Source organism: Limnothrix sp. CMB-01, from assembly GCF_055193175.1.
This window is the reverse complement of the sequence record NZ_CM143720.1, coordinates 3,760,446-3,774,854: the sequence shown is the minus strand read 5'-3', so window position 1 is coordinate 3,774,854 and position 14,409 is coordinate 3,760,446. Positions and strand designations below refer to the sequence as shown.

The following is a 14,409-nucleotide window of genomic DNA, read 5'->3' as shown; positions in this document are numbered from 1 at the left end:
GTGACGCTTCGGGGCCAGCGCTGGGGGAAATTGGCGGGGAAAACCAATGATATTTGCCCTAGGGGCATTCTAGCGATTCTCGAGTATCTGCGCCGGTTTGGGGATTGGTGCCGGCCGCATATTCACAGAGCCGGGCCGCTTGCAGGCGATCGAGCGCTGCGTAGGTAAAATCGGCCCCCTGTACCTTGGCCCCTTTGAAGGTCGATCGCAGCAACATCGCATCGGACAGCACCGCATCGGTTAAATCTGCGCCGTTGAAATTGCTCAGGTAGCCAATTCCGTTGCTGAAATCCACGCCTTGCAGATTTGCGCCGCTGAGATTGCTGCCATTGAAAACGGCTCCTCGCAAATTGGCCCCATGGAAGTCGGCTTGCTCCAGGTTTTCGCTGGCAAATTCAGCCCGCTCCAGGTTTTGGCCGGCGAAGTTGCGGTTGCTCACTTCCGCATCGTCAATGGCCCGGATGGCGGCAGAGCTGGCAGCCCAAGCGGGAGCAGCGATCCCCAGCCCACTCACCATTAGCAGGGCCGTGAGCGCGATCGCCCCCACGGCGGCCCGTAGTCGGGAACAACCGAAACCACGAGGCAAAAAACCCAAAGACAGAAAACCGCAGGACAGGATCGATCGAGCTGATCGTGAGAGTTGGGAAGAATGGTGGGAAAAAACGATCATGACGGCGATCCCCGAAAGACAGCTTGAGAAACGGCTTGAGGCTATAGGCATTTTGCCATGAGCCTTTTCGAGCCGATCCGTCGGTGGTGATTTTTCCGGTGGTGATTTTTCCGGTGGTGATTTTTTCGGTGGTAATTGTCCAAGAAGGACTTTAGGGAAAAAATTCTTGGGGAATGACTCTTGGGGAATGATTCTTGGAGAGTGATGCTTGAGGAAATTTTGAGAATCATCACTGTTGATTACCCCTAGGGCAGCACGATCGCCTCACGGGCCCGGCGATCGCGCTGTCGTCGGTAAGCCCACAGGCTCGATCGCAACAGTAACCCCAAGGAAGCCAACTCCCCGGGCGATTCCCGAGACTGCCACTGGCCCGGCTGGCAATAGAGCCATTCCACCAGTTGCCGTTGTTGGGTCGGGGTCAGAGGTTCCCAGGCCACTTCCAAAAGTGCTTCCCCGGTTTGGGGATCGCGATCGGGCTGCTGGAGCAATCGCACCGGCAAAACCAAGGGCTGACCAAAGGCGCGATCGATGAGGTGTAATTGCCCCTGCTCCGGGTTCTCGGGGGTGACACTCAGCGGCGAGCAATCCGCAAGCATCGAAGCGGTCTGGGTCACTGGCGATGGTTGCGCTTCTCCCAACAGGATCCGGCGCACCGTTGCCCAACGGGCCCCAAGTCCCGATTTCGGCGTGGGTTGGGGCGATCGAGTGAGGGCCACAATGGCTCCCGATTCGGAAGCCAGACGCAGCGTCACTCCCATGGGCCAGGGGAGATCGGCTAGTTGCAGCAACCCCGGGCGATCGCGCCGGAACCACTCATGCCGATTTGGCTTCGGAGCATCCACGGAAGCCAACACCGCCGCCCCCACCAACAGCAAGTTATAGGTCAACCAAGCCAAATTCAGCTCACCGCCGCTTTGGCCCGCTGGCAAGGGCAACCACCCCAACACCTGCGCCAAAGACCAGCCCCAAGCCATGGCCGTCAATCCCCAAATGCCAAGCAGCGGCAGCCCCGGCATGGGGTTGAACACCGCCCGATCGCGGGCAATGCCCTTGGGAGTGACCCGAAAGGCGCGGCCAAAGGGCCGCCAAAGCGTGTGCAACACCGTGAGGGCGATCGGGAAGCAATTCACAATCGCATAGACATCGCCCAAGGTGGCCGAACACGATCGCCGGTTCAACCAATTGCAGGTGGCCAAATGGGCCACATAAAGCGGCAAAAACCACAGCAACCACTCCATCACATCCGCTTGCATTGGTGAAATGCCCAGCAGGGCGATCGGCAACGGAGCCACCAAAAACAACAGCCGGATCAGCGACAAGCCCCAGTAAAACCAACCTTGGGCATAGTGCAACCGCTGCACCAACGTCAGCCCCCGAATGGTCAGCGGATTTTCCGGAATGAAAAAGCCCTGCATGGTTCCCGCCGCCCAGCGCTGCTGTTGGGCAATGTAAGCCGACATGCTCTCAGGCGACAGCCCCGCACTCAAGGCCTCATTCAAGTAGCGAATTTGGTAGCCACTGGACATCAAGGCAATCCCCGTGAAGTAGTCTTCGCAAAGACTGCTGGTGACAAAGCCGCCCACCTGCTCCAGGGCACTGCGACGCACCACAAAGGACGAGCCATAGCAAATGCTTGCGCCCACGCCGTCCCGCACCGATTGGATATAGCGGCTGAACACGTCACGGTTTGTGGTGAAGCGATCGCCCAGCCCCAGGTTATAAACAATCGGATCTGGGTTAAAGAAATGCTGGCGAGTTTGCACCAGACCCACCGAGGGATCATGGAAAAACCCTACCGTTCGCTGCAAAAAGTTGCGAGTGGGTACAAAGTCCGCATCAAAACAAACAATTAATTCCCCCTGGGTGCAACCCAAGGCATGGTTTAAATTACCAGCCTTGGCATGGGTGTTATTCGCCCGCGTCAGGTAATGACAGCCTAGGGCTTGGGCCAAGTCACGCACTTCAGACCGTCGGCCATCATCTAATAAATAGATTTGCTTGGGGCCGTAGTTCAGCGCTTGGCAGCCAATGACCGTGCGGCGCAACACGTCCACCGGCTCGCCATAGGTGGGGATCCAAATATCCACGGTGGGTTGATAGCCCGTGGCGACCAACGCGGCGGCTCGGGCCGCTTCGGCCCGGCGATCGCCCGATCGCAGCATCAGCGCCAAATCCAAACCACTATTCACCCAAAGGGCAATTTCACAAACCAACAGCAAGCCACTGGCCAGCCCATCGGCCACCGTGCTGAAATTCAGCGTCATGGTGACCCGCCAAACGATGTAGCGCAGGGTCAAAGCACCCACGATCGCCACCACCAAGGCGCGCGATCGTTGGCTGGGCATTCGTCGCCAGCGAGGTACGAGGGCCACCGTTGCCACCAACCCCACCACCATCGCCACTAACCAACTGCGATATTCGGGCTGGTCGGGCGTTTGTCCCAACAGTTCCAACCCCCAAAGGGGCAACATCAAAGACGACTGGGCAAATTCCGTCAGGCCAGTGCAACGAGCCAGGGATTCTGCCAACAGCAGCATTAGTCCGATCGCCCCAGCCAAAATGCCCAGCCAACGCCCCGTCAATCGCCGTGGTTTTGAACCATGCGCCCGGGCCGGCGAGGTACGACGTAACCAAGAAAGAGTCATAGGTTCAGAATCGTTACAACCGTCAAAACGCCATTCCGTTTCGCTATTTCATGTCACCGTCAGGACTCGATCGGATCTAACTCGATCTCTGGTCACTTGGTCGCCTCTGCCGTGCTCATCCCCAAGTCCAAGCTCACTCAACCATTCCAGCCTAGGGACTCCGGATTGATTCGGCGGTGACCCCCGATCGAGCAAGATGCGTCGTTCATCACTCCCTCTGCCAGAGTAACAATTCTTTGTAAAAATATCTTTACAAAATAACGGGCACTAATGGGCGCTATCAGCAAGGGCGATCGCCATCTTCAGCAGGGTTGAAATATGGGGTTACAACGGCGATCGCCCCGATCCATCACAATTCACCAACGGCATCGGGGCGATCAAGCTATATTCTGATCAGAATTTTGATCAGGGGTTGCGGGGCTTGAATCAGTGCTTAGATCGGCCACCTAAAGGCGATCTAAAAGCCGCCCAAAATCGGACTTCCTCGATCGTGCTTGAGCATCCTTCAATCAGCCCGAATACCTAGAGAGACCCATGACAGCCGTAGACATTTTGGGGATTTTGCATCCAGGGCTAGCCGTTGTCCTTGTCTTCCCAATGATTGGCATTGTGTCGCGGGCCGCTTGGCAGGTTCGCCAACGTCGGCTTGCCAGCGCCGCCGGTCAAAAATCAAAGATCCCGCCCAGCGTTGGCCTCGAACATGTGGAGATTGGGCGCTGGCTGACGGGATCCATTGTTGGCATTATTTTGGTTGCATTTGCCTACATTTTATTTGCAGACAAAACCAACCTGTTGGATGCGGCTAATTGGAGCCAAAAGGGTGGGCTATTGGCAACCCAATTAGCATTTTTTGGCGTAACGATCGGCTCATTAATTTGTTTATATCGCTCCAGCAGCAAACAGTGGCGAGCCACATTTGCCACCCTGTCCGGCATGGGTCTAACCATCATTGCAGCCCAAGAAGGAATCTATCGCCGCGATCATGAATGGTGGGTTTCCCATTTTTACTATGGAACCCTGGCTGGCCTATTAATGATTTTTGCCCTGGCAATTTTGCCGGAAATTTACCGCAACAAGACCTGGCGCAAAGCCCATATTGTGGCCAATGTGGTTGCCCTGTTGCTGTTCTTAGGTCTGGGATTTACCGGCGCAAGGGATTTGTTGGAGTTGCCCCTCAGTTGGCAGAAGAGCTTTGTTTATGGTGGCTGCAATGCCGAGACTCAAACCTGCCAAGCGCCTGCCCCGCCAGCTCCATAGTTTGTAAGGGTGATCGTCCAAGCGATCGAGCCGAGGTCAGATATTGGCTACAACCCAATCGACTGTATCCAAATCCAAATCGACTGCAACCGAATCCACCGCAAGGAACTAGCCGCAAGGAATCAGCCGCGCGATCGGGTAATTTCCACCGCAATTGTGCCTGCAAATTCTGGAATCGGCGCGGCTGGCTTCGTTACCCGCACCACCACCCGCTCCACCCCCTTCAGGGTCAACAGCCCATCAGCAATGTTTTGGGCCACCCGTTCAATCAAATCCACCTTGGATTGGGAAACGGTTTGGCGGATATGCTCGATCGCTGCGCGGTAGTCCAACGTATCTTCAATGCGATCACTCTGGCCCGATGGAGCCAAGTCAATATCCAGCGTCGCATCCACTTCAAACCATTGCCCCAGAACTTTTTCCTCTGGCAAAAGTCCCGTGTAACCGTAGCATCGCACTTGCGAGATATAGATCCGATCCAAACTCTGAGCCAAATTTTTTCTCCCTACCATTTCAATTCAGCAGCAATTCAGCGGCACTGTTGGCAGTTTCAAATTTCCGCAGCTCCGATGTCTACGGCACGGAGACACCAGGGGCTATAACTTTGCCCCTTGCCTAGACCTTCTAGACCTGCCTAGAACTGCGTTGAGTCACTGCGTTGAGTGGCGGAAACTTAGTTGCTGAGGGTGCTGGGTTCCAACCGCTGACAAGCCGATAACCCCAAGCCGGGATCCGCTCGGTAGGCATCCGTTGGCACCCACACTGTCACTGAGCGATCGCCCATCACTTGGTAAAGATATTGCACCGTGGCATCAAACAACGGCCCCACCCGCAAGTTGGAAAAATCATCTTCGGCGCTTTCAAACCCAAACCGCACTACGATTTGTGCCAACAGGCAACCGGGAGTGTCGATCGACTCGCCTGAAATTTCCCGTTCCTGCCAAAACTTGTCTAGAAATGGCTCCAAAACCGGCAAAACCTTTTGAGGTTGACCATTCCGACTGGAATAGACAACTGCGGAATTGCCCTCAACAAGAATGTGACACGCCGTACCCATAACCGCGCCCAAAGACTGGTGAAAAGACCCAAATGCTTGCGACACATCCATCAAACCATCAAAACCGTCTTCATCTCGAAAAATTTTGAGTAGGATAGTCTGCGAGACCGCCCCAGCCCCGATCGCCCCGTGGATGTTGGCTGAAGCTTATGACCGAAGAAGGCCCCTAGCCTCCTTTCCTGAATTTGGCCCTTGGGCTAAACCGTTCAGGAAAGGGCCCGGCAACCCGGTTAGGAGATAACTAAGCGTTGCGGTAACACCATGACCGCCGCCACAATCCCCTAGACTTGGAAGCCAATGGGTTCCTCGCCCCAGCCCCCAGCCACCGTACAGGGTGCAACGGCGCGATGCAGTCCAACCGGCCGCCGATTTTCGTCGGGCCACCCTGGCCGTTGGCACGATCGTCCGTGGGGTGCTGAAGTCGCGCGAACGCAGAGTTAACCTCGTTAGATTTTTTCGATGGCAACGACGAACCCGCAACTGGAACGCGCCAAACAAGGCGACCCGGAGGCGATTGCTGCCTTGATGCGGCGATCGCTGGAACCCAAAGGCATCAACGTCCAAGCCGAAAGTGGTGGCGATGTGCTGCGTGTGGTGTTGGAAGGCTCCCAGCCTGTCAACCGCGAAGCACTGCTGGCCTTCATCCGTAAGGGGATGCTCCAGTTGGGGGTGAAGGGTCTCCGCTCGATCGCCGTGGAATGGCGGCAGCCGGGCAGCTTGCTAACCGATTGGACTGATTCGATTTCCCTCGACGACGACGAACCCTACGGCCTCGATGCGCTGAGCATGTCGCAAATCGAAGCGCCCAACACGCCTCCCGTGGATATGGATGCGCTATCGGATGACGACAGCTACGGCGGCGGCTATGGCGCGCAGTACGGCATGGAAGATGACTCACTGCCCATGGATGATGATGAATCCTTGGAGTCGGAAGACAGTTCCGAGCCGACCAAGCCTGCCAAAAAGGGCGGTGGCGGCGGCCTGATTGGGTTGCTGCTGGGGCTGATTGCCATTGGGGGCGGGTTGTATTACCTCTACACCAAAGGGCATCTCAACGAGGTGGTGGCCAGTTTGCCGCCGGAGGTGCAAGTTTATTTGCCACCCGTCACCCCAGAATCAGCGGAACCGGCGATTACGGCCGATGGCACTGAGGCTCCGGCGACCAGTCCGGCCCCGGCGGCCGAATCTCCCGCCGCCAGCCCGGCCCCGGCGGAAGCGCCCGCTGCTAGCCCTGCGCCGACCAGTCCGGCCCCGGCGGCCGAGTCCCCCGCCGCTGAAGCTCCGGCAGCGGTTCCCGCCAGCCCTGCTCCGGCCAGCCCCGCCGCTGAAGCTCCGGCGGCCAGCCCCGCTCCGGCCGCTTCGCCCGCAGCCAATCAACCGAATCCGGATTTTGCGGAAGCGGTGCGCAAGGCCACCAGCGCGGCCAAGTTAGCCCAAACGGCCAAGACCAAGGCGGAATGGACAACGGTGGCGGCAGAGTGGCAGGCGGCTTCGGCTCTGATGCAGAAAGTGCCGGCCGACAGCCCGAATGCTTCCATTGCTCAAAATCGGGCCCCGCAATATGCCCAAAACGCGGCGATCGCCCGGGCCAATGCCCAGGCAGCACCGCAGTAGCATGGCGGGCTGATTTCGATTCCGAATCAGCTTCAATTCAGAAGCAGCACAACGAATTCCCCCTGCCTAACGATCCTTCCTGGGTCGCTTGGGTGGGGGGAATTGATTTGGAGCCTGTCAATCTTGGGCTTGGGGATTGGGCGGCTGGCGCTAGGGGGTCGATTGTTGCGCAATCGCCCAAGTTTCCAACGCTTCCGCCAATCCATCAAGGGTATATTCCCGCGCTTCCGCATCGACACGATCGAACAGATCACGGCAAGTTTGGGAGGTTTGCGGCCCGATCGAGGCTAAGCAAGCCCCGGCCACCTGATCAATTTCAAAGCCTGCCCGTTGCAGCAGGATCAGGAAGTTTTTGACAGTTTTGGAGCTGGCAAAGGTGATGGCATCCACCCGCTTGGCCCGCAGCAGGGCGATCGCCTCGGGGGTGAGGGCCGCCGGACAACGGGACTCGTAGGCTGGCACTTCCCAGAGAATGGCTCCTTGGTCGCTGAGTTCTTTGACCAGCACATCGCGCCCGCCGGTTTCCACGCGCGGAAACAGCACGGTGCGATCGCGCAGGGATTCGGGAAAATGGCTCACCAGCGCATCGGCGATGAAATCCGGGGGGATGAAATCCGGCACGATGCCGAACTGCTGAAGACATTGGGCGGTTTTTTGACCCACCACGGCCACTTTGCAATGGGCCAGGGCGCGGCTGTCTTTGCCAGCGGACTGGAGGCGGCTAAAAAATGCCTCGACACCGTTGGTGGAGGTCAAAATTAGCCAATGACAACGCTGGAGATCGGCAATGGCCCGATCGAGCGGTTCCCAGGTGCTGGGTGGGCCAATTTCCAGGGCGGGCACTTCCAGCACTTGGGCCCCGGCGGCCTGAAGCCGGCCGGTGAAACTGCCTGCCTGATTGAGCGATCGGGTCACGAGCACGGTTTTGCCCGCTAAGGGTTGGGCGATCGAGGGTCGGGGCATCGAGGGTTGAACCATTAACGGTTGAACCATTAACGGTTGAACCAAGGAAGGATGATCCACCGGGTCGATCGCCCCGGCTGGCCCCAACTCACGCAGCTCAGGCAGTTGGGGCAGCACAAACCCTTGGCCCCAAGGAGCCAGAAAATCCCGCAGTCGCACCACTTCCCCCACCACCACCACGGCCGGCGAGAGGGAAATGCGCTCCGTTTGCAGGGCGATCGATTCCAGCGTGCCCGTCCAAACCTGCTGTTGGGGAGTGGCAGCGGCGCGAATGACGGCCACGGGAGTGACGGACGATCGACCGTGGCGAATCAGTTGGCGGGTAATTTCCGGGAGCGATCGGCCCGCCATCAAAAACACGAGGGTTTCCAGTTGGGCCAAGGCTTCCCAGTGCAACTCATCGGGTTCATGGGCACTGGCCACCGCGAAGCAACGACTCAGCACCGCATCGGTGAGGGGAATGCCCGCCAGCAGCGGCCCCGCCAGGGCACTGGACAGACCGGGAATCAGTTCAAAGGTTGCCCCCGCCGCTTGCAGGGCTTGGATTTCGCTGCTGGCACGCCCAAACACAAAGGGATCGCCCGCCTTGAGACGCACCACCCGCTTTCCCGATCGCCACTGCGCCACCAGCAAGCGATCGATCTCCGGTTGACTGGGGGAGGGCTGGCCGCCCCGTTTGCCCACGTCGATTCGTTCACAGGTGGCGGGAATCCAGTCCAACAGCGCCCGATCGACTAGGGCATCATGCACCAACACTTCCGCTTGGCGCAGCACCTGAGCTGCTTGCAAGGTGAGATAGGCCCCATGGCCGGGCCCGGCTCCCACCAAGGCCACGGGCGGGTTCACAACGGACGGGTCGATCGGGTTGGGCAAGGCGGTGGCCATGGTTGGCTCCTATACGCAACGGTTATTTCCAACTTCGCATATCTGCGGCCCGAGGCCGCCGACCCCCAGGGCTGCACCACTGCCTCCCGCCGAGTAGCCCAACCGATCGCCCCACCGATCCGGGTTGAGATACCTTTTGAGCGATCAATGGAGTGAATCGATCGGTTAGATTGATTCAACCTGCTGCATCCCCGGTCTTGGTTATGGCCAAAGTTCGCCACACAGTTTCGCCCTCTGCACCCTGGAAACGGGCGGCTTCCCTGTCCCTGTCTGTGGCGGCGCTGTTGACCCTGGGCGGGGCGATCGCCCTGGTAACGACGGGCTTTGCGGTGGGAGTTCGCTCAATTGTTGATCCCGAGGCGGCTGCTTGGTTGGATCAATGGTTGCCCGCCACCGGAGGCATCACGCCCCGCGACCTGAAAACCGTGGCCCAACTGCGGGCGGAATTGACCAAGGGCAACCAACGGATGGGGGAAATTGTGCCGCTGGGCCGTCAATGGTTGGTGGCCACCGTGCGGCAACAGCAACCCAACTGCACGGCGGGGCCCCAATGTTGGCCGATCGTCCAGTTGCGGGCCTACCAGGCCCCGAACCCGGAACCCCAGGGCGATCGCCCCTTGGCCTATCGGCTCACCACGACGCTCGATTTGGAGGGGCCGCCGGAATCCTTGGTGCTGGCTCCCCTGGTCAAGGCCGGCGTGGCCACCAGCGGTTCCACGGATCCCTTGCCGCTCATGGCGGTGCAAGGCCTGAAGGGTGGCCCAGCGGGCGGCGGTTGGTTAACGGTGAGCGGGCAATTGCCCCGATCAAACCAGCAACTGCGCTATGGCGTGATTGTGCATTTGAACATTAGCCGTTTGGGGCGACCGGGCCACCTGAGCGTCCAAGGCCAGTGGAGCAGCCCCAAGGATCGATCGCCCGTTTGGGAATCGATCACCGGCAATCGGGAACCGGAATTAATCGTCGATCAATCGGCCACCGATGCACCGGACTTGGCAATTTACCGAGCGATCCCCTCCGGGTTTGCGCCAGATCCCGTTTCCTTGGAACCGATCGTGCTGACGGAACCGTTGCTGCGATCGACCGATTTAACCGACTTAGCCCAATACCAAGAGGCCCTGAAGCTGGTCAAGCTGGAACTTTGGTCGCCGGCCTTAACCAAATTGCAGCCCCTGCGCGATCGGCTGGTGAATCGATCGCTGGTTTGGGACGATCGGGTACAGGCCCAATACGATGCCCTGCGCTACCACGCGGATCTGGCCCGGGTGCGAGCCGACTCACCCCAAAAAGATATCCCCAGCCAGATTTTGGCCGACCTAGGCGACAGCCGTTGGCAACGGGCACTCGATCGCTTTGCACAAGCCTCCCTGGGGGATCAGGCAACGGTGGTGCGGTGGTTGCGTTCCGCTGAAGGGGAAAAACTGGAGCGACAGGTTAATTTGGTGCTGCAATTTGCCCCAAACCAAGCCTCTGTGATGTTTTGGAAAGCTACCACCCTGGCGGCGCGGCAAGGTCGTCCGGCGGCGATCGCCTGGTATCGCTCCCAGCCGGGCCAGTCCGTGGAGTGGGATCAACGGATCGATCGCTGGTTAGCCCAGGTTGCCACCGTCCCGCGTTAGGGCCACGGCCAGCCGGCCGCCCCCATTTCCGATAAGCTAGTAGACTGCAATTCAGTCCCAGCCACCCCGCCCGATCGACCCATGCTCCGAGCCGGAATCGTCGGACTGCCCAACGTGGGCAAGTCCACCCTGTTTAATGCCCTGGTTGCCAACGCCAAAGCGGAAGCCGCCAACTTTCCCTTCTGCACCATTGAACCCAACGTCGGCGTGGTTTCCGTGCCCGATGAACGGTTGCAAGTGCTCAGTGATTTGGCCAAGTCCAAGCAAATCGTCCCCACGCGGGTGGAATTTGTGGACATTGCTGGCCTGGTGAAGGGAGCCAGCAAGGGCGAAGGGCTGGGGAACCAGTTTTTGGCCAACATCCGGGAAGTGGATGCGATCGTCCATGTGGTGCGCTGTTTCGAGAATGACGACATCATCCACGTGTCCGGCTCGATCGACCCGATCCGCGACATTGAAATCATCAATCTGGAGTTGATCCTCTCGGACTTGGCCCAGGTGGAGCGCCGAGCTGATCGCGTCCGCAAGCAAGCCCGCGCCAACAAAGAGGCCCAAGCGGAGCTAGCCGTGCTTGAAAAAATTCTCGCCGTCCTAGAAGATGGTCGCCCCGCCCGCCAAGTCAGCCTGACCGAAGAAGAGGAACCCCTGATCGCCACCTTGGGCCTGCTGACCCGCAAGCGGATGATCTACGCCACCAACGTTTCGGAAGATGACCTGGCCACTGGCAACCAATGGGTGGAGCAGGTGCGGGAGCTGGCCAAGACCGAAAGCGCCCAAACGGTGATTATTTCCGCCCAAGTGGAAGCGGAACTGATTGAACTATCCGATGAAGAACGGGCGGACTTCCTCGATTCATTGGGCGTGACCGAAGGGGGGCTGAAGTCCCTAATTCGCGCCACCTACGACCTGTTAGGCCTGCGCACCTACTTCACTTCCGGCGAAAAGGAAACCCGCGCCTGGACGATCCATGCGGGCATGACGGCTCCCCAAGCGGCTGGCGTGATTCACTCGGACTTTGAGCGGGGCTTCATTCGCGCCGAAACCGTGGCCTACGCGGATTTGGTGGCGACCGGCTCGCTTTCTTCCGCCAAAGAAAAGGGCCTCGTCCGCAGTGAAGGCAAAGAATATGTGGTGCAAGAGGGCGATGTTATGCTGTTTAGATTTAACGTCTAGCCCTGCCCCGAATCGCCGTAGCGCGGGCATCTTGCCCGCCGGTCGCCCGGTTATTTGGCCCGTTTGATCCCATCGAATCGCAATTCCGCAGCAACCCGCCATGCACCAAAATTTCATGCCGATCGCCTACTACAAAGGCGAATTTATTCCCTTCGAGAATGCCAACCTGTCGATCGCAACCCACGCGCTGCACTACGGCACGGGGGCCTTTGGCGGGTTGCGCGGGATTCCTGACCCGGCGGATCCGAACACGATTTTGCTGTTCCGGCTCGATCGCCACAGCAAGCGCCTCAGCCAAAGCGCCAAATTTCTGCATTACGATTTGCCCGCCGACAAAATTCTTTGGGCGATCGAAGAATTTGTTCGCCAAAACAAACCCACTAAATCGTTTTATATCCGCCCCTTTGTTTACACCTCTGACTTAGGGATTGCGCCCCGTTTGCACAGCGTGGAAAAGAGCTTCTTTATCTACGGTTTGGAAATGGGCGATTACCTGTCCCAAGAAGGGGTGGCTTGCCGGATTAGCTCCTGGGTGCGCCAAGAAGATCGCAGCCTGCCGTTGCGCGGCAAAATCGCGGGTGCTTACATCACCTCATCCCTAGCCAAAACCGAAGCGGTGGAGTCGGGTTTTGATGAGGCAATCATGATGAATTCCCAGGGCAAGGTGAGCGAAGCCTCGGGGATGAACGTGTTTTTGGTGCGCAATGGCACGTTGATTACACCTGGTTTTGAGCAAGATATCCTGGAAGGGATCACCCGCGACAGCATTTTGACGATCGCCCGCGATCGGGGGATTCCCGTCGAAATTCGTCCGGTGGATAAAACCGAATTGTTCATCGCGGATGAGGTGTTTCTCAGCGGCACGGCGGCCAAAATCGCCCCGGTGAGCAAGATCGAAAACTACACCTTGGGGAGCGATCGCCCCGTCACGAATCTGTTGCGAGACACCCTCACGGCGATCGTCGAAAATCGCGAACCAGCCTACGCCGATTGGGTTCACAAAATCGCGCTGTAATTTCCCACAATCTCGACAGAATTGGTCAATCTCGTAAGGGCGTACGGCCGTACGCCCCTACCTGGAATCTCGACTATAAACCACTGGACTACAAGCCAACGGCATCGGCGGCTTGACTTTCTTGGCGCAAATAGCTTTCGATAAATTGCCCCAAATCACCATTCATCACCGACTGAATATCGGTGGTTTCTAATTCCGTGCGTAGGTCTTTCACCAACTGATAGGGGTGAAACACATAGTTACGGATTTGGGTTCCCCAGGCCGCTTCCACCATGTCGCCGCGAATATCTGCGATTTCTTTGGCCCGCTGTTCTTGGGCAATCACCAACAGTTTGGCCTTCAACAGAACCATCGCTTTTTCTTTATTTTGCAGTTGCGATCGCTCCTCGGTACAACGCACGGCCAACCCCGTGGGTAAGTGGGTAATCCGCACGGCCGTTTCCACTTTGTTCACGTTCTGGCCGCCTTTGCCGCCGGCCCTCGAAGTGGTAATTTCTAAATCTTTGTCTGGGATATCCAGTTGAATGGAATGATCCAAAATTGGCATCACTTCCACGCCCGCAAAGCTGGTTTGGCGCTTGCCATTGGCATTAAAGGGCGAAATTCGTACGAGACGATGGGTACCCTTTTCCGATCGCAAATAGCCATAGGCGTAGCGACCTTGAATTTCTAAGGTGACGGATTTAATCCCCGCTTCGTCACCTTCAGAAAGCTCGCTGATCGCTACTTTATATTGTTGTTTTTCTGCCCAGCGGGTATACATCCGCATCAACTGCTCGGCCCAATCTTGGGCATCGGTTCCCCCAGCCCCAGCGTTAATGCTTAAAACGGCTCCTTTGCTGTCGTAGGGGCCAGATAATAAGCGTTGCAGTTCCCAGGCATCCAGTTCCGCCGCCAATTGATTTAAGGAGGTGAAAGCTTCCTGGAGGAGACCATCATCGGGTTCTAATTCCAGTAGCTCCAGGGCGGCGCGGCTGTCGTTGAGGGTGTTTTGCCAGCGATCGATCTGTTGTAGATCTCCCTTGGCATCATTTAAATCTTGCAAAACTTGCTGGGCCTGGCTTTGGTCGTCCCAAAAGTCTGGCTGGGCGGCTAGGTTTTCCAAGTCGGCCACTTTGGCGTTCAAAGCAGCTTGGTCAAAGACAGTCCTGAGCGTTGCCCAGGCGATCGCACAGCAAATCAATTTGGCGTTTCAGGTCTGAGGCATCAAGCATAGGGTCAAATTAGCAATTAAGGCGATGAAACAAGGTAATGAAACGGGCTAAGCGCTGGGATTTGCGCTACTCATTTCTGTACATTTTCGTACAGGTTTGTGCGTTTTCGTTGGTCTTGGATCGGTTTTGGATCGGTCTTTGTGCGTGCTTACACATCTTGTTTTGCATGTCTTTGCAGGCCGCTGTCATTAGCACGATCAGCAAAGGGCGATTAGCAAATAGGATCAGTAAACAGTTGGCAAGGTCACAGCCTAAAGACTACAGCAATCCTGTGGCATTCTGCCTGCCTGCTTTTGC

General features: G+C 57.7%; 11 protein-coding genes. 5 read left to right on the top strand and 6 right to left on the bottom strand.

Annotation, left to right across the window (positions count from 1 at the left end; translation table 11 throughout):
* Window positions 1-58: 58 nt before the first annotated feature.
* Both ACZA91_RS15480 and ACZA91_RS15475 read right to left on the bottom strand, forming a co-directional pair.
* On the bottom strand, window positions 59-595 hold the full coding sequence (locus ACZA91_RS15480) for a pentapeptide repeat-containing protein (protein WP_463183236.1): 537 nt from the start codon (window positions 593-595) through the stop codon (window positions 59-61).
* Between the two features lie 320 nt (window positions 596-915).
* Window positions 916-3,315: a glycosyltransferase family 2 protein gene (locus ACZA91_RS15475; protein ID WP_190531007.1), complete on the bottom strand. Its 2,400-nt coding sequence runs from the start codon at window positions 3,313-3,315 to the stop codon at window positions 916-918.
* Window positions 3,316-3,849: 534 nt separating this feature from the next.
* Here ACZA91_RS15475 and ACZA91_RS15470 point away from each other — a divergent pair.
* Window positions 3,850-4,572: a DUF4079 domain-containing protein gene (locus ACZA91_RS15470; RefSeq protein WP_190529928.1), complete on the top strand. Its 723-nt coding sequence runs from the start codon at window positions 3,850-3,852 to the stop codon at window positions 4,570-4,572.
* Window positions 4,573-4,694: 122 nt separating this feature from the next.
* Here ACZA91_RS15470 and folB read toward each other — a convergent pair whose 3' ends face one another.
* Window positions 4,695-5,054 carry a dihydroneopterin aldolase gene (gene folB, locus ACZA91_RS15465; RefSeq protein WP_099534150.1) on the bottom strand — a complete coding sequence of 120 codons (360 nt, stop codon included), beginning with the start codon at window positions 5,052-5,054 and terminating at the stop codon, window positions 4,695-4,697.
* A 191-nt stretch (window positions 5,055-5,245) separates the two neighbouring features.
* On the bottom strand, window positions 5,246-5,629 hold the full coding sequence (locus tag ACZA91_RS15460) for a histidine kinase (protein ID WP_190354795.1): 384 nt from the start codon (window positions 5,627-5,629) through the stop codon (window positions 5,246-5,248).
* A 459-nt stretch (window positions 5,630-6,088) separates the two neighbouring features.
* On the opposite strand from ACZA91_RS15460, the gene ACZA91_RS15455 reads away from it, so the two are divergent.
* Complete coding sequence (locus tag ACZA91_RS15455) at window positions 6,089-7,243, top strand: hypothetical protein (protein WP_463183234.1); 1,155 nt, start codon at window positions 6,089-6,091, stop codon at window positions 7,241-7,243.
* A gap of 150 nt (window positions 7,244-7,393) precedes the next feature.
* Here the strand turns inward: ACZA91_RS15455 and cobA are convergent, their stop codons facing one another.
* Window positions 7,394-9,091: a uroporphyrinogen-III C-methyltransferase gene (cobA, locus tag ACZA91_RS15450; RefSeq protein ID WP_463183232.1), complete on the bottom strand. Its 1,698-nt coding sequence runs from the start codon at window positions 9,089-9,091 to the stop codon at window positions 7,394-7,396.
* A 203-nt stretch (window positions 9,092-9,294) separates the two neighbouring features.
* Here cobA and ACZA91_RS15445 point away from each other — a divergent pair, with 203 nt between their 5' ends.
* From ACZA91_RS15445 to ACZA91_RS15435, 3 genes are all read left to right on the top strand, one after another.
* Window positions 9,295-10,710, top strand: a complete 1,416-nt coding sequence (locus ACZA91_RS15445; RefSeq protein WP_190354792.1) for a hypothetical protein — start codon at window positions 9,295-9,297, stop codon at window positions 10,708-10,710.
* Between the two features lie 81 nt (window positions 10,711-10,791).
* Entirely contained in the window at window positions 10,792-11,883 is a 1,092-nt protein-coding gene (ychF, locus tag ACZA91_RS15440; protein WP_463183230.1) for a redox-regulated ATPase YchF, read from the top strand.
* A gap of 100 nt (window positions 11,884-11,983) precedes the next feature.
* Window positions 11,984-12,898 carry a branched-chain amino acid transaminase gene (locus tag ACZA91_RS15435; protein ID WP_190354790.1) on the top strand — a complete coding sequence of 305 codons (915 nt, stop codon included), beginning with the start codon at window positions 11,984-11,986 and terminating at the stop codon, window positions 12,896-12,898.
* A gap of 88 nt (window positions 12,899-12,986) precedes the next feature.
* On the opposite strand, the gene prfB is transcribed toward ACZA91_RS15435, so the two are convergent.
* A protein-coding gene (prfB, locus tag ACZA91_RS15430) for a peptide chain release factor 2 (RefSeq protein ID WP_143473080.1) occupies window positions 12,987-14,112 on the bottom strand; the annotation gives its coding sequence in 2 pieces (ribosomal slippage) (window positions 12,987-14,036 and window positions 14,038-14,112; 1,125 coding nt in all).
* Window positions 14,113-14,409 lie beyond the last annotated feature (297 nt).

Coding starts and splice junctions, on each gene's coding strand:
- ACZA91_RS15455 (WP_463183234.1), top strand. CDS start 6,089: ATGGCAACGACGAACCCGCAACTGGAACGCGCCAAACAAGGCGACCCG.
- ACZA91_RS15460 (WP_190354795.1), bottom strand. CDS start 5,629: ATGGGTACGGCGTGTCACATTCTTGTTGAGGGCAATTCCGCAGTTGTC.
- cobA (WP_463183232.1), bottom strand. CDS start 9,091: ATGGCCACCGCCTTGCCCAACCCGATCGACCCGTCCGTTGTGAACCCG.
- ychF (WP_463183230.1), top strand. CDS start 10,792: ATGCTCCGAGCCGGAATCGTCGGACTGCCCAACGTGGGCAAGTCCACC.
- ACZA91_RS15435 (WP_190354790.1), top strand. CDS start 11,984: ATGCACCAAAATTTCATGCCGATCGCCTACTACAAAGGCGAATTTATT.
- ACZA91_RS15475 (WP_190531007.1), bottom strand. CDS start 3,315: ATGACTCTTTCTTGGTTACGTCGTACCTCGCCGGCCCGGGCGCATGGT.
- ACZA91_RS15470 (WP_190529928.1), top strand. CDS start 3,850: ATGACAGCCGTAGACATTTTGGGGATTTTGCATCCAGGGCTAGCCGTT.
- ACZA91_RS15445 (WP_190354792.1), top strand. CDS start 9,295: ATGGCCAAAGTTCGCCACACAGTTTCGCCCTCTGCACCCTGGAAACGG.